13 protein-coding genes are annotated in these 21,804 nt (G+C 53.7%); 3 read left to right on the top strand and 10 right to left on the bottom strand.

Going from position 1 to position 21,804, the window contains the following annotated elements; genetic code table 11:
- Positions 1-4: 4 nt before the first annotated feature.
- The 5 genes from LG288_RS02500 to LG288_RS02480 form a co-directional block, all read right to left on the bottom strand.
- On the bottom strand, positions 5-2,722 hold the full coding sequence (locus LG288_RS02500; RefSeq protein WP_404401712.1) for an SLBB domain-containing protein: 2,718 nt from the start codon (positions 2,720-2,722) through the stop codon (positions 5-7).
- Between the two features lie 216 nt (positions 2,723-2,938).
- Positions 2,939-5,146: a YjbH domain-containing protein gene (locus LG288_RS02495; protein WP_404401710.1), complete on the bottom strand. Its 2,208-nt coding sequence runs from the start codon at positions 5,144-5,146 to the stop codon at positions 2,939-2,941.
- Positions 5,143-5,952 carry a capsule biosynthesis GfcC D2 domain-containing protein gene (locus LG288_RS02490; RefSeq protein ID WP_404401708.1) on the bottom strand — a complete coding sequence of 270 codons (810 nt, stop codon included), beginning with the start codon at positions 5,950-5,952 and terminating at the stop codon, positions 5,143-5,145. The genes LG288_RS02495 and LG288_RS02490 overlap by 4 nt, the downstream gene beginning before the upstream one ends.
- A complete protein-coding gene (locus LG288_RS02485; RefSeq protein WP_404401706.1) occupies positions 5,949-6,656 on the bottom strand; it encodes a YjbF family lipoprotein in 708 nt (235 codons plus the stop codon). Before LG288_RS02485 ends, LG288_RS02490 begins: the two co-directional genes overlap by 4 nt.
- A 91-nt stretch (positions 6,657-6,747) precedes the next feature.
- Positions 6,748-7,077: a hypothetical protein gene (locus tag LG288_RS02480; protein WP_404401704.1), complete on the bottom strand. Its 330-nt coding sequence runs from the start codon at positions 7,075-7,077 to the stop codon at positions 6,748-6,750.
- Between the two features lie 192 nt (positions 7,078-7,269).
- On the opposite strand from LG288_RS02480, the gene LG288_RS02475 reads away from it, so the two are divergent.
- Both LG288_RS02475 and LG288_RS02470 read left to right on the top strand, forming a co-directional pair.
- Entirely contained in the window at positions 7,270-10,260 is a 2,991-nt protein-coding gene (locus LG288_RS02475) for a PKD domain-containing protein (protein WP_404401702.1), read from the top strand.
- Positions 10,261-10,647: 387 nt separating this feature from the next.
- Positions 10,648-12,570, top strand: coding sequence for an FG-GAP repeat domain-containing protein (locus LG288_RS02470; protein WP_404401700.1), 1,923 nt, complete (start codon positions 10,648-10,650; stop codon positions 12,568-12,570).
- A gap of 312 nt (positions 12,571-12,882) precedes the next feature.
- Here LG288_RS02470 and LG288_RS02465 read toward each other — a convergent pair whose 3' ends face one another.
- Positions 12,883-14,610: a DUF5666 domain-containing protein gene (locus LG288_RS02465; protein ID WP_404401698.1), complete on the bottom strand. Its 1,728-nt coding sequence runs from the start codon at positions 14,608-14,610 to the stop codon at positions 12,883-12,885.
- Positions 14,611-15,052: 442 nt separating this feature from the next.
- A complete protein-coding gene (locus LG288_RS02460; protein ID WP_404401696.1) occupies positions 15,053-15,553 on the bottom strand; it encodes a hypothetical protein in 501 nt (166 codons plus the stop codon).
- Between the two features lie 249 nt (positions 15,554-15,802).
- On the opposite strand from LG288_RS02460, the gene LG288_RS02455 reads away from it, so the two are divergent.
- Complete coding sequence (locus LG288_RS02455) at positions 15,803-16,351, top strand: REP-associated tyrosine transposase (protein WP_404401693.1); 549 nt, start codon at positions 15,803-15,805, stop codon at positions 16,349-16,351.
- 83 nt (positions 16,352-16,434) lie between these two features.
- Here LG288_RS02455 and purL read toward each other — a convergent pair whose 3' ends face one another.
- The 3 genes from purL to LG288_RS02440 all read right to left on the bottom strand — a co-directional run bounded on the left by purL (position 16,435) and on the right by LG288_RS02440 (position 21,804).
- On the bottom strand, positions 16,435-20,409 hold the full coding sequence (purL, locus tag LG288_RS02450; protein ID WP_404401691.1) for a phosphoribosylformylglycinamidine synthase: 3,975 nt from the start codon (positions 20,407-20,409) through the stop codon (positions 16,435-16,437).
- A 457-nt stretch (positions 20,410-20,866) separates the two neighbouring features.
- Positions 20,867-21,352, bottom strand: coding sequence for a transcription/translation regulatory transformer protein RfaH (rfaH, locus tag LG288_RS02445; protein WP_404401689.1), 486 nt, complete (start codon positions 21,350-21,352; stop codon positions 20,867-20,869).
- A gap of 317 nt (positions 21,353-21,669) precedes the next feature.
- On the bottom strand, positions 21,670-21,804 hold the full coding sequence (locus LG288_RS02440) for a hypothetical protein (RefSeq protein ID WP_404401687.1): 135 nt from the start codon (positions 21,802-21,804) through the stop codon (positions 21,670-21,672).

Here is a 21,804-nt window from a genome sequence, read left to right as displayed (position 1 = left end):
CCGTTTACAAACCGGCAATTGCAGCTATCGCTACAGAAATTTGATAGACAATCTGGGTTGCCGAGGTCCACAGGTTCAGGTTATCAATGTACATAGAATCCAGTGGCACCACTATCGTATCACCCGGTTCCAGTTGGCTGTGAGTAACTGCAAACCAGGAGCTTTCGCGCTGCTGAACCGAACCGTCCGCTTTGATCACGTAAATACGCTCTTCGTCGGCTTTACTCTTCAGGCCGCCGCTCATGCGAATGTAATCATCCACGGTCGTGCCGCCTTTATAACGATGCGCCGAGGCAAACTGAACTTCGCCAATAATATTAATGGAGTTCTGCTGGGTCGGTACGTGCAGCATATCACCATCACGCAGCTGAATATCCTGGTCAGCCCGGTTTGCCAAAATGCTGGGCAAATCAATGACCATACGACCAACCGGCTCGACCGCTGTCAGGTCTTTTAACAGGTTACGCATTTCGCTGTAACTGACATTACCGGCCTGCGTGGTATTGGTAATACTGTTCGTGACAATTTCGTGCTGTAAGTCCTGCGCCATGCGCCGCATGCGCTCGCGTTCCTGCTCTTTAATCACCTCACGGGTAAAGACAGCGCCCTCACTCATAGCAAAATCGGTTAAGCCGCCGGCACGTTCAATCAGTTTGCTTAAGGTATCACCGCGGCGAATCGAGTAAGAGCCCGGAAAGCGCACCTCACCGGCGATTTCGACCTGATAATTTTCCTGCCACTGCGGAATACGCAAGATATTAAGCCGATCCCGACCCTGCAGGGTCTGATTAATTTCGCTTTCCATCGCCTTGGCTAGATTAAAGGCCATATAATCAACATCGGCCTCTTCGCCCTGTATTTCTACCCGGCTGATTTCGGCCCGCTGCAGATAGGCAGACTCTTGTAAGCCGCCGGCAGCCAGCACCAGATCTTTAACATTACCATTTACCGGCAGCGGATAAATCCCGGGATAGCGGACTTCGCCGTCAACAAAAACAAGCTGCGCGGTGGAGCCAAGGCGACTCTGGCTGCGCAGCTTCATTAAAATGGGTTCTAATAAGCGATGCCGTGAAAACTCGGTGTAATCGACATCTTCCTCTTCTTCTTGATCGCCCTGTACAAACAGTGACGATAAATTGTCGCGCTGACGTTCCATCTCTGCTTCGCGTTCGGCTTCACTTTGCTTGTCGACAACCAGCTGCTGCACAAAATGCATTTCGTATTGTTTTAACAATTCCCGGCGCTGCTTTTGCTGCCGCTCGTCTTCGCTTAAAGCCAGGTTATCGATGGTGGCCGTACTTTCGGCTTTTTCTTCAAAGGCGCTAAAAATCACCACAAAGTCACGGGGGCTGAGCGACAGGTCATCATCAGAGCCTGGCTGACTTATCGCTCCGGCAACATCAAATTGCAGCACCTGAATATCGCGCTGATTATTGTCCTCGCGCACGATGATGCCGTAGCTAAGGTCCGCTTCCGGAAGCAAATCCATATTAACGGAACGAATTAAGTCGTTGAGTGAAAAGCCGTCGTACCAGGCGTATTTACCCGGTCGGGTAACCGCACCCACCAGGGTCACACTGTTAGAAGGCACACCGGCCGTCGTCTTCACTTCAATGGTATCGCCATCGACAACCTGCTGGTTTCGGCCCTGTTCACTGGTCATGTTGGCGGTCAGTAGCTGCCGGTCGCTTTGTGCTACCCGTTCAATGATCACCTGCTCTTTAAACGCTGAGGCTTTCATCCCCCCGGCTAACGCCAGTACGTCCTGTAAATGCTGTTCGTTGGTCAGCTCATAGATGGCCGGGCGCACAACATCGCCTTTTACCGTGACCATTTCGTCGACGGGCGGAATAAAGACCACATCGCCGGACTGCAGCATCAGGTCGTTTGACGCATCACCCTGGATCAGCAAGTCGTACAAATCAAAGGTCACTATCGTTTCACCCGCACGCTTCAGCTGAATGTTGCGGACCGAGCCAATATCCGAGACCCCGCCGGCAGCCACTAGCGCCTGCGTAATCGTTGATAACGAACTAATGGTGTAAGATCCGGAACGGTAAGCTTCACCCACTACAAAGACCTGTATCGAGCGTAATTCGCCAAGACTGACAGCCGCTTCGACACCAATCATTTGTTCTTTTATGCGGTCGCGGATAAGAGCTTTGGTTTCATTAAAGGTTAAGCCGGCAACCTGTATTGGTCCCAGTTTAGGGATAATAATACTGCCGTCCTGGTTTACTTCGATGTCATAGGTATTGCTTTCTTTGCCGAACAGCACGATGTTGACGGTGTCACCAGGACCCACCAGGTAATGCGATGGAATGGGAATGTTTTTTACCGGAGAGTAAGAACTCGGTTCGCTGGCAAATAAATCGGCCCCAAAGCGGCTAAGCTCTTCTTCTTCCTCTTTAAACAGCTTATTGATTTCATCAGGGAAAATGGGATTGCCCATGTCATCAAAATCGGTACCACGCGGGAAGATGTTGGACTGACTTTCAGATTGCTGCTTTTGCGAACTTTGTTGTTGCTGCCGCAGCTGATCGATATCGATGCCGTATTGGCGGGCAATTAACTGTTGCTGCGCCGGCGGCAGGTTCTGAAATTGTTGAATTTGTTCTGGTGTCAGATTGGACGGGCTATTGCCTTGGGCTAAAGATAAAGCTGAAAAACCGACTAACGCCGTCGTAAGAATGGCTGCTGCTAGCGCCCGAATCCCGGCCATGATATTCCCTCAAAAAATGCAAATGCTTAACCGGCGATAGCTTACTGGGTCTGCTGTTAACTATCAAGTAAGATATCGTTTGTGTCGCGTCAGGACGCGACCTACGTTTTTATTCGCCATCGGCGTACGTTTTTATCCGCCATCGGCGTAGCTTGCGTCCTGACGCAAGAAAAACAATGTGTCGCGTCAGGACGCGACCTACCAGGCACGAGCGGGTCAATCCCAGTCGGTGTAATAGCGGCTGCGGGCGTCGGTCAGGCCTTCCAGCGTGTTGCCGCGGCCGAGCATTTGGCCGCCGTCACGGGTCAATGGTGACCAGCCGATGTTAGCGCGTTTTCCACTGTGATTCATCTGGAATAAATCAAAGGGAATACTGATGTAAAAGCCCTTGGTAAAGCTGCCCTCGCCGTATTCTTCAGCCGATAAGTTGGTTTTTGCTGCATAGGCACCGGCAATAATGCCGCTGTCGAATTTCTTTTCCATCTGCACCTGGACGCCGTTATCTTTAGCCAAAAAGCGTCCGGCGGCAACTTTAAAGCGCGTATCCGGCCAGAATTCCGGTTCATAGTAAGCGGTTAAATGGCCGGTCATTACTTCATAGTCACGAAAGCCAAACTGAGTTTCAAAACTGCGCTGCCTGGCGTAGTTAATGTCCAGCCCAACGGCCCAGTTACTGTCCAGTCGGCGGTACATCCATTCGCTGCCGATACCACCAAACATGCGTTCCAGATAGCCGCCGTAAACGGAGGCATACCAATTATCGCTTAACTGCTTGGCGTAGGTGGCCTGCAGGTTGGTCAGCCAGACATCGGACATGGTCGCGTATTCGCGCACAAAGGTTCTTACCCTCGGCACGTCGGTATTATTGCGCTCCTGCAGGTAATTAAAATCGTCGTAGTTACTGAGTAACTTAGTGCTGACAACACTATCTACGCGAAGGTTTTCCAGCGGCATCCAGTTAATGTAGGCATCCAGACGTAACTGATACATGTAAAAGTTTTCCGGCCCGCCAATGGACTGCTCTAAAAACGGCCGCGCGCCAATATTGGGCCAGCGGATTTTATGGTCCCGCTGCCACAGGGCAGTTTGTGGTTCGTCGTTAACTTCGACCAACTGGTAACTGTCTTCGTAGCGAGTGGTGATATCGGCGCGGTAAAAAGCCCGCTTATAGGTAGCGGCATCGACACTAACCTGCGCCAGCTGCATGCCCCGGGCGCTGTCGATAAAACGGTATTCGGTTACCGAAGCCGGCAGGTTATTGGCCAGAATGGCGCTGGCCCGGTCGATGCTCATGCGGTGATTCAGATACATGGTCTGATAGCCGTATACGTTAACGCTTTTGCCGTCATTACTGACCGTGATCTTGTTAACCCCAAAGCCGCTGTTCCAGTAAATCAAGCCCGCCAGCCGTGGTGCGTCCAGCTGCTCGATGTTAGTTTGTGGCGGCGCTGCAGGCTCGGCAATCGGTGGTGTATTTTTAACCTGGCTGATGTCATTAAAGTTGGCACGTAAATTAAAACCAAACATCAATGTATTACCGCGCTCGTAACTCATTTGCAAATTCAGGTTATCTGTCAGGCGGTAATGCAGACCATAATTCCAGTTAGAATCCTGCACTATCGGGGTGCCGGAAAAGTCGCTTTCGTAATCGTTACCGTCGTACTCAAGTTTTAAACTTAACGGTTGCCAGGGGGTCTGGTACTCGATACCACCGAAAACTGCGGCCGGGCCGCTGAACCAGTCATCCACCTGAAAGTCTCCGCCTTTGCCATAATCGGTCTGCCGCTGGCAAAATCTGTCGGCCGCTTCACAAAATGGATTGTCAATGTTGTCCTCACGGCCTAAATAGCCAAAACCCACACCTAAAGTAAAATCCACCGGACCAAAGCGTTTAGAGGCGGCAATGTACTCACCGGCAAAGCGCCCGGTGCCGGCCACATCGCGCAGACCCAGGCTCATTTCGGGTAACCATTGGGATTCTTCCAGCAGTCTGAGTTTGATGTCAACACCGCGATCTTTATAGGTTTGATCGCCGCTAAAATCGGGGATCGGGCTGTATTTACGGGTCCGTACGTCGTTATAGCGCAAGGTTGCTTCCAGCCAGGGAAACAGCTGCATCGACAGCCCCATGCGGCGGTATTCTTCGTTGTCGTAGTAAAAAGCGGTGAATTCGCCCTCGCGGTTCATGCGCGCTGTCGGCATTTGCATAAGGCCGGCACCACCGCTGTCGGCCTGGGTTGGCTGTTGGGCGAGAGCTGTCGTCGAGAGTAACATCAAGCCGACGCTTGCGGCTTTGGCGCAGGATTTTAAGTTTGGCTTGCGCCAGGGGCGCAAGTTACGGCTTAAGCGCAAGCTACGGGTTAAGCGCAAGTTACGGGTTTGGCGCGAGTTACGGGTTGGGCGCAAGCTGCTGGTGTACATCATTGCGCATCTCCGATGGCGAATTTAAGGATTTCGGCAATGTTACTGTTAAGCTTTTTGTAATCCTCTGCCAGCGCATGAATGTGCAATAAATGCACGGGCGCTAAGGTCACCGGCGTTGCACATTGTCCGGTGTACTTATTATGTAAAGGGTTACTCACGCGATGAGCGTAACACTGGGGGGTCTGATTGCGGTTATATAAGCCTGTGGGTACCTGAGCAATGTCGCCGTTAGGGGCCAGAGCAAAGGCCTGGGTATCCGCGGCGGCAGTGCTTTTGGCATCCAGTCCTAAATCGCGCACCGGCGGCAGGCCGGCCGCAAGCCGCAAATAAAAAGTGTTGCCATCGGCGACACTTAACAAAGGGTTTTGCTGCAAGACGGTGCGGGTACGATCGAGTTCGATGCCCATGTAAAACGCCGGAAAATAGCGTAAGTCGTTAAGCTGCCGACGCAGGTAGTCCGCCCCGGCGCGGTATTTATGGCGGCCGCGCTGCTGCCAGAAATCCGCCAGCCCGGCCAGCTGATCCGTGACTTGCTGTCTTTTTTCGGCAAACTGCTGGTTTAAAGTGTCACTACCTAACCGCGCGCGCGACCAGTTAATTTGCGCCAGCTGCTGAGGGTTAAGCGGTGCAATGGCATCGTCCAGTACCTGGCTTAAGCGGGTCGGCTGACTGTATTGCAGCGTTGTGTCGTTTTGCTGCAGCCCGGGGTACTGAACCACGACATTGATACGTTGCTGGGCGCTGACGGTGCTGGCCACCAGTGTCACTGCCAGCAGCAAAAGGCTGTGCCAGAAAAAACTTTTCATTGCGGGGCTTCTCCAGCGTTAAGATCGCGCACATAGGGTTTTATTTCTTCGCTGTGCGCCCGGGGGAAGCTCAGACTTAACTGTTGCTCGCTTTTGACCACCCGGTGGGTCTGCTGCTCTACCCAGTACCAATTGCTCCAACTGTGATCACCCGATGTCACGTGCTCCTGCCAGCGCTGTACGGATAATTGAGTGCCATCAGGGGCCCGCAGTGTTTCAATACTCCGGGGGCTGAATAGACTGTTAACCCGCAGGGTACGAGAATTTAGCCCGCTACCCAGCTGCACCTCTGCCGACCAGCGCTGCGCGCAATCACTGCCTCCTGCAGTAATACAGGCCAGCGGATCATGATCAAGATCGCTGACCCACTCAAGATCCTGTTGTTGACCCTGCGCGACCAGTCCCTGGGTTTGCACAATGCGGCCATTTTTAGTCACCATCACTTCCTGCGACCCGGAAAGCCATTTATACAGACCTTTGTCATCAAAACCCAGGCCCAGAGTGATACGGCTTTGCTCGCCCAGGGTAAGGTACTGTAACGGAAACGACTGCTCGGCAATTTCCTCAGCACTGAGGGTAACATCCGGCTTGCCGAAAACGGCATAGCCGATGGTTTCCTGCATCGAGTCGATGCGTGAACCACAGCCAGACAGCAGAACGATAAAGATTAAAGCCGATAAAAGTTGAGTAAGTGTTGCAGCCACAGTTGTTACGCTTATTTTGATTTTCGGGCAGTATAAACGAAAAGACCGCCCTTAGGTAAGGGCGGTCTTTTATCTTTTACCAGACTAATGATTAGTTAGTCGAAGTCGTTGTGCTAGTGCTTGTACTAGTGCTGGTGCTTGTTGCCGTGCTGGTTGTAGTGCCCGGCGGATCAGTTGGATCCGTAGGATCGGTCGGATCCGTTGGGTCTGTTGGATCAACACCACCATCATCGTCATCGCCGTCGGCAACAGCAGCAACCGCGACCGCAACGCCTACTGCTATGGCTGCGACTGACGCTGTTGACATAGCACCGATACCGGTAGCGCTAACGCCGCCAGCTTCTGCACCCGTTTGCGGAGCAGCGATTGCAGGCGCGCACGCCAACAACGCAGCAGCAAATAATGCTGTAAGTTTTTTCATAATTACACCTCAATGTGTATTCGTATTCTAGATTGGCCAATCACTCCGCGTCACTGCGGATGATTACCACCAACTGTAGCGCGGAGCCGGCTAATTTGCAAGCGGTTTTCTATCATTTAAGCATTGGCGCGACTTGCTTAGCGGCAGGCATTTATGTAAAAGTTATGTTAAAAATAAAGACAAGGATACTTTATGCGTTTTTTACCGCTAACCCTGGCTACCCTGTTATCTTTGCCTGCAGCAGCGCTCAGTTCAAATGCCTGGCCGGACGTGCATCAACTTATTGACGGGGGCAACTTAATCGCTGGCTCAACCCTTACCTTAGACGCGCAACAACTACAGATTGCCGAATCCAGCCGCCCTGATGACGGTTTTTTTGTCCTGCAGACCCTGCAGCAGGTTAATGGTAAAAACGCCTACCGCGGATTTATCCAGCAAGGCCCTGATGTGACCTTAACGGTACTGCAGCACCGCGACGGCTCGATGACCAAGATTTATCAGTCGGACGCCGGCACCGAAATAAAACAGGTCGCCGCTGGATTGCGTAAGGAACCTCTGCAACCCAGTAGCTCGCGTCCCCGACGCGATGATTTTAACGATGTACCAGAGGGCCAGGCGTGGCAGCCGAATGTGGCGGACACGGTTAATAATGAACCTATGCTGTCCCCTGCACCGGCCGATGAGCAGTTAACCCGGGTTGATACCCTGGTGCTGTTTGATCCCCGTCTGCCTGCCCGGGTTAACAGCATTGGTCGGCAGTTTGAAACGGACCTGGAGGGGGCAGAAAACCTGACCCGCACCATTTTTTCTAACTCTGAACTGACTTATGATCACCGGATTATCGGCACCCATGCGGTTAAGTTACCCAGCACCACCGACCGCTACATTAATTCACCCACCGACGATGTGCTGGATGAGCTGGTGCAAAGCGGCGAGGTTCAGCGCTTAAAAGATGTCTACGATGCGGACGTGGTGCATTACATCGGCATTACCGACCAGGTCTGCGGGCAGGCGTTTGTTTCCAGCGAGATTGACTTAAATAATGAATTTAACGCCACCTCCCTTGATTTTCATATCGCTTACACCAATTACGGCTGCCTTGGCAGCGGCGCTTTTGCCCACGAGCTGGGTCATAATTTAGGCCTGTATCACGACCGCTATACCCTGACCAATAACGAAGACGGTGCCGGCGAGTCGTTCGATAATCACATTCCTTATGGTTACATTGAACCTTCCGGTGCTTTTTATTCGACTATGGCGTACCAAAGCAGCTGCACCGATGTTTTTGACGGGGCTGCCTGCGAACCGGCGCCTGTTTTTTCTAATCCCGCTGTCATTATTGACGGTGAACCCGCCGGCGAGTCTGAGGCGGTGGTTGAAGCTGCAAATGCCAGCAGGGCTTTAGGGCTGACACTGCCCTGGGCCGCGGGTTATTCCAGCCACCAGGACTACGCACCGATGAGCCTGACCCCGGACGGCGACGGTGCTGCCACCTTAACCTGGACGGGCTGGTCAGATGAAACTCACCTTTTGTTAAACCGCGCCTGCAGTACCAACCGTTTTTTCAGCGCCTCGCAAATTGCTGCAGCGACTGAGGTCACGGGCAGGTCGGCTGAGGGGACTTTAATTGATACCAACCAGCTGCGGGCTTGTGTTTTAGCTCCGCAGCGTAATGCCGGTGAAGGCTACCGGCCGATTGGCGAATACCAGGCCAATCTTGACCAAAGCGGAGCTCAGCCGGCTTATCTGCTGACCCAGAGCAATGCGTTATGGGTGGAAGATGGCATTAACGAGTACGCGATTAACTTTATGGTTTCTGACGAGAGCCTGGCTAACGGCGACATTGCGCTGGCAACTTATACAGCGGCAGATGGCTCGCGCCCGGCGTTAACGGAGGGTATCGCACAGGCCAGCGAATGGTTTGATGTCAGTATCAGTGGCGATGGTGCGCAGCGCACGGCAACACTGACTCTGTTAAAAAGGCCTAATGAACTGACGGCTGAATTTACGGCTGATGACTTGCGCAACCCCTACCAGCTGCCCTTAGCGCTGGTAAATACTAACTTTAATGAGTACCAGGTTTCGTCGGTACTCTGGCTTGGCGATACACCCCGTGAGCCGCGGAAAAGCCCGGCCTACGGCTTTTTTGAACAGGGCGAGTTTTTACTGAACGAGCAGCCCTACGACATCAGGGTGTTGCTGAACAACCTGCCCACGGACGCTTCTGTGACTGTGGAGCAAACCGGTGATATCCGCCTGCCGGGCTTTTCTTATAACGTAACCGAGGGTGATGTGGCGACTCAGCGTCGCATTCAGGTTGAAGGCGATCCGGTGACCATTAGCAGTAACAGTGAGTGGAAAATGCTGGCCCGCTGGGGCGAGCGTGCGGATCAGCAGGTCACCTTGTCGCTGACCGGATACGCCGAAGACGGTAATCGGGTTCAGGACGTGCAGGTTTTATCGGAACTGGTGGAAGGCCAGGACATTTTACTGGAAGTGACCCTGGCGGATCTTGCCGATAACTCGTTTTGGGATACGCTGGAAATTCGCCGTTTGGTGGCCGGTGCCGAAGATGTGGTGTACGACACGCCCGAGTCGCAGCAGGATAACCGCTTTGTGTTTAATATCGGTCAGCTAGAGGCCGGGGATTATGAGTTTCAGGTGGTACTGGATTATGTCGACGGTGGCAAGATTGTCTATTCTCTGGATTTAAGTATCGCCGAAGGTGATGGTAATGGTTCGGTTAACCGGGCGCCGACGGTCAGCATTGACGGTTCGGTCAGCACCGTTGAGGTTGACGAAAGCTTTACGCTGTCGGCCTCCGCTTCAGACCCGGACGGCGATGCATTAACCTATCAATGGCAGCAAAGAGACGGCAGTGACTTGACCTTAACCGGTGTTGATACCAATGAGGTGACGATAACCGCGAACAGCGAAGGCTCGTACACGGTTGAGGTGATAGTAACCGACAGCGAGGGCGCCAGCGATACCGCCAGCTACTCGTTCACCGCCGAAGTCACACCCGCGCCGTTACCACCGGTCGAGGAGACAACCAGTGGCTCCAGCGGCGGTAGTGCCGGCTGGATGTTGTTGGTGTTGGCCGCACTTGGCTCGCTGCGCTCACTGCGACTTCTGTCGCGTCGGGACGCGACCTACTGCCCCACCCCGTACCGTGCGTCCTGACGCACGTGAATTTCTGCGACAAGTACCGTGCGTCCTGACGCACGTGGACCTCTGTCGCGTCGGGACGCGACCTACCTGCCCCATCCCGTACCGTGCGTCCTGACGCACGTGAATTTCTGTCGCGTCAGGACGCGACCTACCTGCCCCATCCCGTACCGTGCGTCCTGACGCACGTGAATTTCTGTCGCGTCAGGACGCGACCTACCTGCCCCATCCCGTACCGTGCGTCCTGACGCACGTGGATTTCTGCGACAAGTACCGTGCGTCCTGACGCACGTGGACCTCTGTCGCGTCAGGACGCGACCTACTGCCCCACCTCGTACCGTGCGTCCTGACGCACGTGAACTTCTCAGCGCCGCAAAAACCAGACTCATTAACGAGGTCATTATGAAACCACAACTATTGCTGCTTACTGTGTTAACTGCCGCGATTTTATCAGCTTGCGGGGGCAGCTCCGGCGGTGCCGATGACCCGGCGCCATCTGTTTCAGCACCCGAGCCGGAGCCTGCTTCGCTTGATTCCATCGGTACCGTGGAAGCGACTGAAACAGAACAAACCGAGATTCAGGTCAGCTGGGATACCGATGACGACCTCGAATTTACTGTGGCGCAGTCGCAGGGGCCGGAACTTGGTATTGAGACAACAGATAAAACTGTAAGGCTGTCGCTGCCGGAGGTTACTGCCAGTACTCATGCGCAGTTAACGATTGAGCTGATACAGGACGGGGAAGTTATCGACAGCCAGACAGTTGATGTTGCAATAAATAATGATAACTCTCGGCTTTATGCTGATAGTTACCACTCACTTAAGCTAAATGATCAAGCAGTACACGAGACTGATGCGTGGCGTGCTGCGCAACTCGGGCTTAATGTGTATGATATACAGCAGTTCGACCCACCTCGCAGTCATTGTTATCCCTCACCCACAGACTGCTTTGAATTCACTAATTTCTCCATGATGGTGGGTGACAATGTTCGCGGCGATTTTAATAACGATGACCTGGAGGATCTGGCGGTATCTATCAGCTATTCGCCTCACCGTGCGCAACGGGATTTAAACGAATACCCGGGCACTGTATTTATCTTTCAGGGCACGGAAAGCGGCGGCCTGGAATTAAACAACGAGATTATCCTAGAGCATGAAAAACTGGTCCGGCATCAGCCTTACCGAATGGCGGTGGCTGATTTTAACGGTGACGGTGCCGATGACCTGGTTGTCAGCGGCGGAGCACTGCCGGCCAGTGAAGAACAGCAAGCTGAAGGTGAGCTGTTTGTCGGAGAAGAGTTACCCATTATCTTACTCAGTAACGGCCAGGGTCAGTTGGTGGATGCCACCGACAAGCTGGATATGACCATTGGCGATGGCAGCTCAGCTTTTGGCCACAATTTAGCCGTAGGCGATATCAATAATGATGGTCATATGGATTTTTATGTGGGGATGTCTGTTGTTCTCAATAATGGCGACGGGACTTTTACCGAAGACAGTAACCGTTATTTTACCGAAAACTCGCAGTGGTCAACGCCGCTGGCTTCTGCCGCCGGTGATATGAACGGCGATGGCTTAACCGACCTGGCGATCCTGGACTATTCGCTTTTGTCTTTTGATGACTCACTGGGGCGCAGTCAAATTCTGTTAAGTAATCACTCTGGCGACTCGCTGGCACGTGACAACAGTCCGCAGGTTATCACCTTACCTGAAGGGTACTGGGGTAATGACATTACCCACACCAATTATGCCCTGATGGCTGACCTAATTGACGAGCACCCGGGCGATGAGCTGCTGGTTTCCCAGACGCGGCTGGATAAATACTACGATGGCCGTTATTTACGTTTGTTTGCAATAACCGATAAGGGCGACCTGGTTGAGGAGACGGAGCGGCTGATTAATAACAGTGATCGTCTGGGTCAACGCGCGGACAGCAATAATAATGGCGAGGGGACCTTTTATATCCTCGACTTTAATAAAGACGGTTTGGACGATATTGTCGATCTGACGGGTGGTGAGAGTAATTGTACGGACTTAACTCTTTGTTCGCCGGGCTTATCGGTATTTTATAATGACGGAAATGGCAATTATGTGTACCAGCGGCTTAGCGATGTACCCTACCTGATGTACAACGACCTCGTCGGCTATGACGATGGTTCACCACGCTCGCAGACCCTGGGGCTGGCCATGCCATGGGATAGTGGCAATCCGGTGGGCTATGATCTGTTAACCCGGCTGAAGACGCTACCGCAGGAGTACATGCGTCAAGGTGATAAACAGCAGGTTATTTGGTATTTACTCGAACAAAAAGAAAACGGCTTATAAGAAAAAACGGGGCCGGCAGAGTTAGTGCAGGCTCCCGTTTTTTAGACGAGTAGCGTGCGTCCTGACGCACGTGAATTTCTGTCGCGTCAGGACGCGACCTACCTGCCCCATCCCGTACCGTGCGTCCTGACGCACGTGGATTTCTGCGACAAGTACCGTGCGTCCTGACGCACGTGAATTTCTGTCGCGTCAGGACGCGACCTACCTGCCCCATCCCGTACCGTGCGTCCTGACGCACGTGAGTTTCTGTCGCGTCGGGACGCGACCTACAGTTCAGCTGCGATGAGGATTTCTGTCGCGTCGGGACGCGACCTACAGTTCTGCTTCCAGAACGTCGATATAGCTCTGATCGCGCCAGACACCTTCGACTTCGATAACGCTGCCGACTTCAATGGCTGCCAGAAACTCTTCAACTGTTACTTCAGTGTCGTTAACTTCCAGTTCTGCTTTTTCGGTAAAGCGTAACTCGTTGCCGTTAACCATAACTGAAGTGCCGTCGATGGATTCGACCGAGCCTTCAAATTCGGCTTTGCCGCGTTTATCGGCATTGCCGTTGTCGTCATCGTCGCCGTCTTCATCTTCGTCTTCGATTTCAACTTCGCGGGCGATAAGAATTTCGCCGTCATATTCACCTTCGACTTCCAGCTCGATGGGCGTTTCGCCGTCGAATAAGGCGACAAATTCATCCAGTGTCAGCTCCCCGGCGTCGTTTTCAAACTCCGTCTGCTCGTCAAAAGTAACTTCCACGCCGGCAACGGTCATGCCTTCCGCGCTCACTTCTGAAACAACGCCTTTGACTTCGCCTTCCAGATCTTCCTGCTCAGAGCGTTTGACTTTAACAGCCAGATTATCGCCGTTGTCATTTACTACCGACAGCACTTTTAACCAGTCGTTAACAGCAATATCAGCGTAATTAAACTGCCGTGCGCCCTGCCCCGAGGTATCCAGGTACGAGGTGTTGTCATCGACCACAAAGGTTACGCCGTTAAGAGTAAAGCTTTGGTTGTCGGCATCAATGGCTTCTACCTGACCTTCTGATTTCTGACGGGCATTTTTCGCAATAAACTCGATTTCTTCTGCGTTCAGCTGGTCACCTTCGGCTTGTGCTTCGACTTTAACGCGTACGCCGTTGGCTAAGCGCGAGGCCGGGCCATCGTCAAACTCGGTGTCGTCAGTCACAGTAAAGGTATAGCGGTTAACCTTAAAGGTGCCGTCAGTTTCATTATATTCGCTGACCAGACCGGCAATTTTTACTTCATCGGCCTCGCCAAGCTCGGCTAACGCATCGTCTTTGTTTTCGATTTCGGTAGCAACCAGGGTTGAGGTTTCCGCATCATAAGCTTCACGTTCACCTTCGACTTTAACGAACAAGCCATCGGCCAGGTCTTCTGTTGCCATGTCATCGAAAGTGGCGCTGCTGTAATCAACAACCAGATCATTTAACTGGAATGTCTGAGCACTGGTGTCAAGGGCGCTGATGGTGCCTTTGATGCTGAATTCGTCTTCGTCAGCTTCTAACTCGATGCGGGTGGCGTAAAAGTCACCGTCTTCGTTCAGATAGCCGCTGACTTCAACAATATCGTTGATGCTTAAGGTGCTGCTGTCAGTTTCGTCAAACTCGGTCAGGTCATTAAAGACCACCTGCTGACCCAGGATTTCAATGACACCGGCTTCCAGATCAATAAAGCTGACCGGGCCCTGCAGGTGTTCTTCGTAACGGATCTCGGTGGCTTCCGGGTCTTCGCCATTGTCGCTTGATGAAGCTGCCAGCGAAACTACCATGCCGACCTGCAGGCCACTTTCTTCAGCGGCAGGGTTGTTGCCAATGGCAATGTTGGCGTTTTCTGAGCGGTAGCGCTGGCCGTTTACGTAAACGCTGCCAAACCCGCTGATCGTGCCTTCGGTGTAAACGGTGGTTTCGCTACCGGTTGGGTCACCGCCCCCGGTTGCCGGTGGATTGCTGTCCGGCGAGTCTGAGCCGCCGCATGCGGCCAGAGTAGTGGATACCGTTAGTGCAATAAGTGATTTTGTAAAACGCATAGTTACCTCCTGATGCGATAATAAAGTAGCGTGCGTCCTGACGCACGTATCTTGTTAGTCCGTGCCGCAGGTCGCAAGTCGCGTCAGGACGCGACCTACTGAGGGTCCGCCCGTAGCGTGCGTCCTGACGCACGTATCTTGCGCCCGTCTCGTACCGTGCATCCTGACGCACGCTCCTTGTAGGTTATCTATACAAATATAGCAGAGATAATAGTGTGGCGAACATCTTTACGTTGCCTTTACGTACCATGCCGGGGATCTTTTATTGTCGCGTCAGGACGCGACCTACCGAGGCCCGCCCGTACCGTGCGTCCCGACGCACGCATCATGCGCCCGCCCGTACCGTGCGTCCCGTACCGTGCGTCCCGACGCACGTATCATGCACCCGACCCGTAGCGTGCGTCCTGACGCACGTTAGCGCACGCTAAACCTCTTTTATTCATTAAAACTTGTAGGTAAGCCCAATGCGAAACTCGTTGTCAATGTCGTTAAAGTTTCCGCGAAAACCCACATCGGCGGCGAAGTTGCGGTCAAAGTTATAGCGGACTTTAGCGCCAACCGATGCATACCCGTCTAATGCGGTATCGTAGCTGGCATCGAACATGGCACTGACCTGGCCGGTTACCGGCATTACGGTTCCTACGCCAAGGTAAACACCGCTGTCGTCATCCAGGCCAAAGTCGTAATGGCTTACGCCGCCTTTCAGAAATATCGGGTTGTTATCGATAAGGTACTGCGCGCCTGCGCGGATGCCCACATCACCGATATCGAAAGCCTCGGCTTCGAATACCCAGTTGCGGTCAAACTGGCTTGAGGCCTTAATGTAAAAGTTTGAATCGCCAAAGTCGTTGTAACCACCGCTGACGTAGGTGCGGTCTTCGGCCTGCGCCGTGGCGGCGATACTTAATGCTAAGACGGCTGTTAATCCAATTAACGTTTTCATGGTGCTGACTCCTTTTGTGATTCGTAGAGGCATTATCACCCTTTCCACACAATAAGCGAGGAGTAGCGGTGTAAAGATTTCGAAAGTAGCAGTCGCGTCAGGACGCGACCTACCGAGGCTCCCCGTACCGTGCGTCCCGACGCACGCATCACACACCACCCTGTACCGTGCGTCCTGACGCACGTTTCCCGATTTTGTCTTACACCCAAATAGAATTCCCTTTTAAGGTTTGCCTGCTTAACTCAAGGCATGAAAAATGTACGTCGTTATTTTAAAGAAAGTTATTACTGCTTCATTACGGTCACCACACAAAATCGGCGACCGCTACTGACGCGGGCGGATGTCATGTTGGCGTTACGTAACGCAGTAAGAAAGACAATGCAGACGCATCCGTTTGAGATTCAGGCGTGGGTGGTGCTGCCCGATCATATGCATTTATTGATCGGGGTTGAAGATGCTCGCTTTGACGAACGGATAAAACGCATAAAATCATTTACTACAAAGGCTTTGCCGGAGTTTAGCTCTGTTAATCAAAACAATCGTTCGAAGCGCAAACGGGTTCAGGGGACGCTCTGGCATAACCGTTTTTATGATCACATGATCCGCAATGAAAAGGAGCTGTACATGTATTCGTTGTACTGTTGCTTTAATCCGGTTAAACACGGTTACGCGGAAAATGCTATGGACTGGCCTTATTCTACGTTACGTAAATATATTGCCAACGGTCGCTACCCCGACAGCTGGCGGTTCATTAACGAGGCATGGACCATAGATTGCTTCGCTTCATACGACCCGTAGCGTGCGTCCTGACGCACGAGGCGTTGATGCGATCGTAGCGTGCGTCCTGACGCACGGACCGCATTGTCGCGTCAGGACGCGACCTACAGTAGCGTCCGGGCGTTGCGGAAGAGGCGCATCCAGGGGCTGTTTTCGCCCCATTGGTCGGGGTGCCAGCTGTTGGCTACGGTGCGGAATACGCGTTCAGGGTGTGGCATCATGGCGGTGAATCGGCCGTCACTGTTGGTTACCGCGGTAATGCCGTTGGGGCTGCCGTTCGGGTTACAGGGGTAACTTTCGGTTACTTCGCCCCAGTTGTTGAGGTAGCGCAGCGCCACCTGGCCGTTGTTCTCCAGCTGGCTTTGCTGTGCCGCGTTGGCAAACTCGGCCCGGCCTTCACCGTGGGAGACAGCAATTGGCATACGCGAGCCGGCCATACCATTAAAGAAGGCCGATTTTGATTCCGCTACCTCAACCAGGCTGAAGCGGGCTTCGAAGCGTTCGCTGCGGTTGGTTACAAAACGCGGCCAATGCTCTGCTCCGGGGATGAGCGCTTTTAACGTAGTCAGCATCTGACAACCGTTACAAACCCCTAACGCCAGAGTGTCTTTACGGTTAAAAAAGGCTTCGAACTGTTCCCGTGCGCGGGGATTGAACAAAATGGATTTAGCCCAGCCTTCACCGGCACCCAGCACGTCTCCGTACGAGAAACCACCGCATGCTGCCAGTGCCTGCATGTCATTTAGATCAATCCGCCCGGCCAGAATATCACTCATGTGGACATCTACGGCGTCAAAGCCGGCACGATCCCAGGCGGCAGCCATTTCATAATGAGAGTTAACGCCCTGTTCACGTAAGATTGCGACTTTGGGGGCCGCCCCTTTGCTGATATAGGGTGCTGCGACGTCTTCGTGGACATCAAAGCTCAGGTCAGCGTGCAGGCCGGGGTTATCGGCCCGTTGTTTTAACTGAAACTCTTCGTCTGCACAAACCGGGTTATCCCGCAGCCGCTGCATCTGATGCGTGGTTTCGCCCCAGAGTGTGCGGAAGTGGGTACGCGAGCCGCTCAGAACCTGCTCGCCGTTCAGACTGAAGACCAGCTCGTCTTTTTCCGTTGGCTCGCCGATGTTGTGAACGATATCGCCAAGGCCTGCCTGCTGGTAGGCTTCGAGGACATGCTCGAGTTGCTCGTCGGTTACCTGGAGTACGGCGCCGAGTTCTTCGTTGAAGAGTTGGGCGATGGGGTGGCTCGCGTCAGGACGCGAGGTACTGGTTTCCGAGGTACTGGTGTCCGGGCGCGAGGTGTCGGGCAGGTTGATGGCGGCGCCGCAGTGGCCGGCGAAGGCCATTTCGGCGACGGTGGTGAACAGTCCGCCGTCGGAGCGATCGTGATAGGCCAGTAAGCGCCCTTCAGCGACGAGCTGCTGTGTGGTCTCGAAAAACGCTTTAAATTGTCCGACATCATCCAGGTCCGGGGTTTCGGTGCCAAACTGCTGGAACACCTGCGCCAGCGATGAGGCGCCTAAGCGTTGTTTACCGGCACCCAGGTCAATCAGCAGCAAATGTGTGCGGCCTTTGTCCAGCCGCAACTGTGGGGTCAGAGTATTGCGGATATCATTGACCCGGGCAAAAGCGGTGATCACCAGCGACAGCGGCGCGGTTACCGCTTTGCTATCGCCCAGGGTATCGTCCTGCCACTGAGTTTTCATCGACATCGAGTCTTTACCCACCGGAATGGTGATACCAAGGGCCGGACAGAGCTCTTCGCCGACAGCTTTAACGGCTTCGTATAAGCCGGCGTCTTCACCGGGGTGGCCGGCCGCGGCCATCCAGTTGGCAGACATTTTAACGCGCTTAAGCTCACCGACATCAGCAGCGGCCAGATTAGTCAGAGCCTCGGCAACCGCCATGCGGGCCGAAGCTCCATAATTAAGCAGCGCCAGCGGTGTACGCTCGCCCATTGCCATGGCTTCGCCGTGATAGGTGTCGTAGCTTTGCGCGGTAACGGCAACATCTGCCACGGGGATCTGCCAGGGGCCGACCATCTGGTCGCGGTTGACCAGGCCAGTAACGCTGCGATCGCCGATGGTGATCAAAAAGGTTTTCTCGGCAATGCTGGGCAACCGCATCAAGCGCTCCGCGGCTTCCTGAACCGAAATGCCGGCAAAGTTAAGCGCTTCGCCTTCGGCTTGTTGACTTTGCACGTCGCGATGCATTTTCGGCGGTTTACCCAGTAATACATCCAGTGGCATATCAATTGGCTGGTTATTGAATTTGGCATCGTTAAGCAATATGGTCAGCTCTTCGGTGGCCTCGCCGATAACTGCATATTCAGCGCGCTCGCGGGCACAAATTTGCTCAAAGGTGGCCAAATTTTCCGGCGCAATCGCCATCACGTAACGCTCCTGCGACTCATTACACCAGACTTCGAGCGGCGTCATGCCCGGTTCGTCGTTAGGAATATCGCGCAGCTCAAAGCGGCCGCCGCGGCCACCATCGCCAACCAGTTCCGGCATCGCATTGGAAAGCCCGCCAGCCCCGACATCGTGGATAAAGGCGATGGGGTTGTCTGCGCCCAGCTGCCAGCAGCGATCGATGACTTCCTGACAGCGACGCTCCATTTCGGGGTTTTCGCGCTGCACCGAGGCGAAGTCCAGGTCTTCATTGGATTCGCCACTGGCCATCGACGAGGCTGCACCGCCGCCAAGGCCGATATTCATGGCTGGACCACCCAGTACAACCAGCTTAGCGCCCACCGGGATATCGCTCTTTTGGACATGGGCTTCACGGATATTGCCCAGACCACCGGCGATCATAATCGGCTTGTGGTAGCCGCGTGTTTCACGGCCATTGTGGCTGTTGACAGTCTGCTCGAAGGTGCGGAAGTAACCGGTCAGAGCCGGACGACCAAATTCGTTGTTAAAGGCGGCTCCGCCCAGCGGTCCTTCCAGCATAATGTCCAGCGCCGTGACAATGCGATCCGGCTTGCCGTAGTTTTCTTCCCAGGGTTGTTTAAACTCAGGAATATTCAGATTCGAAACGCTGAAGCCCACTAGCCCGGCTTTTGGCTTGGAACCGACGCCGGTAGCGCCCTCGTCCCGAATTTCACCACCGGAACCGGTAGCGGCCCCAGGGTACGGTGAAATGGCTGTGGGATGATTATGGGTCTCGACTTTCATCAAAATGTGGATGGGTTCGTGAGAATATCCATACGTAGCTTGCGTCCCTGACGCAAGATCGATCGGTGCCGGATAAAAACGCCCGGCGTCGAAGCCCTCCATGACGGCGGCATTGTCTTTGTATGCTGACAGTACGTAGTCCGGCACCACTTCATAGGTGTTTTTGATCATTTTAAACAGCGATTTGGGCTGTTTGGTACCGTCGATGGTCCAGTCGGCGTTAAATATTTTATGCCGGCAATGCTCGGAGTTGGCCTGGGCAAACATGTACAGCTCGATGTCGTTAGGGTTACGCCCGAGCTTGTTAAAGTTTTCTACTAAATAATCAATTTCATCATCGGCCAGCGCCAGTCCCAGCGAGGTGTTCGCATCGACCAGTGCTGCGCGGCCATGGGCCAGAATATCAACACTGGAGAGTGGCTTTGGTTGTTGCTGCTGAAACAGTTTTTCGGCGTCCTGTTCATGGTACAGCACCGACTCGGTCATCCGGTCATGCAGCAGTGCTGCGGCCTGTTCCAGTTCATCGTCGGACAAATTGCCCTGCACAAAATAAGCTATTCCGCGCTCGATGCGATGAACGTTGGTTAAATCACAGTTGTGCGCAATATCGGTGGCCTTAGAGGCCCAGGGGCTGATGGTACCAAGGCGCGGCGTGATCAGCAGGTAGTGCGTGTCCTGCTGTGCTGCGTCTTCGCTGCGATGATTGTCAGCATCCGGTCCGTAAGTCAGCAGTTTGGACAGCGTGTCGCGTTGCGCGTCAGACAGCGGTGAGTGTAAATTCACAAAGTGCCGATATTCGGCCGACAGGCCGCTGACGGGCAATCCAGCTTGTTTTAACTGGGCAAGTTTTTTGGTGATTTTAAAAGCCGAAAGGGCTGCCGCGCCGTAAAATATTTCCACGTTCCTGTCTCCAAACGCCGGTGGGGTTTTGCGCGGGGATTATACAGTAGCGTGCGTCCTGACGCACGTCATAATGTTCTCGCGTCAGGACGCGAGCTACAACACACCGCCCGTAGCGTGCGTCCTGACGCACGTCATAGCACGATATAATACCCTCGCGTCAGGACGCGAGGTACAACACACCCGTAGCGTGCGTCCTGACGCACGGAACACGTCATAATACCCTCGCGTCAGGACGCGAGCTACAACACACCCGTAGCGTGCGTCCTGACGCACGTCATAGCACGTCATAATACCCTCGCGTCAGGACGCGAGCTACAACACACCCGTAGCGTGCGTCCTGACGCACGGAACACGTCATAATACCCTCGCGTCAGGACGCGAGCTACAACACACACCCGTAGCGTGCGTCCCGACGCACGGAACACGTCATAATATCCTCGCGTCAGGACGCGAGCTACAGGGCGAGGTCGCGGTAGCTGAAATGGGCGGTGACTTGTTTTTGCATCCAGTCGAGCATGACGAAACAGCGTGATTCGCCGTCGAGTTTGATTATTTTGGCCATAAAGCCTTTGAAGGGGCCGGCTTTAATTTCCACCTCGTCACCCACGGCCGGTGCCTGCTCTTCCGGGCGGTTATCCAGCTGCTTAAGTTGCTCTATAAAGGTGCCGGGGATCTGTGGAATATTATCGCCAAAGCGCAATACCGATGCCACGCCGTAGGTGCTGCGCAGTTTATAAAATTGCTCCATCAGATCATCAGGGTGTACAAACACATAGCCGGGGAACATGGCTTCTACCACTTTTTTGCGGCTTCCGCGCTGAATTTTTTCTACGGTGAGTTTCGGGCAATAGGCTTCAAACCCCTGGTTTTCCAGGTTTTGTACAGCCCGGATTTCCTGTTTAGGTTTGGTTTTTAATACGTACCAAGCATCGCTGTCCATATGGTGCTCCGTTTATTTACCGTGCGTCCTGACGCACGGAACACGTCATAATATCCTCGCGTCAGGACGCGAGCTACAATACACCACCCGTAGCGTGCGTCCCGACGCACGGAACACGACATAATATTCTCGCGTCAGGACGCGAGCTACAACACACCACTCGTAGCGTGCGTCCCGACGCACGTCTACAACACACCACCCGTAGCGTGCGTCCCGACGCACGGAACACGACATAATATCCTCGCGTCAGGACGCGAGCTACAACACACCACCCGACGCACGTTATAGGGCCGGGGGTTCTCGCGTCAGGACTCGAGCTACTGGCACTTGGGTTTGCCGTCTTTTTGCACTATGCGGAACCATTTTTCCCGCCGTTCTGTGATGCGTCTTTTACGCTTGTTGATTACTGCGCGGCGGCGGGCGTCATTTGCGGTTTTGCGGATGCGGCGCAT

Source organism: Idiomarina seosinensis, assembly GCF_044797955.1.
GTDB classification, from domain to species: Bacteria; Pseudomonadota; Gammaproteobacteria; order Enterobacterales; family Alteromonadaceae; genus Idiomarina; species Idiomarina seosinensis_A.
This window is presented reverse-complemented; position numbering and strand designations above follow the sequence as displayed.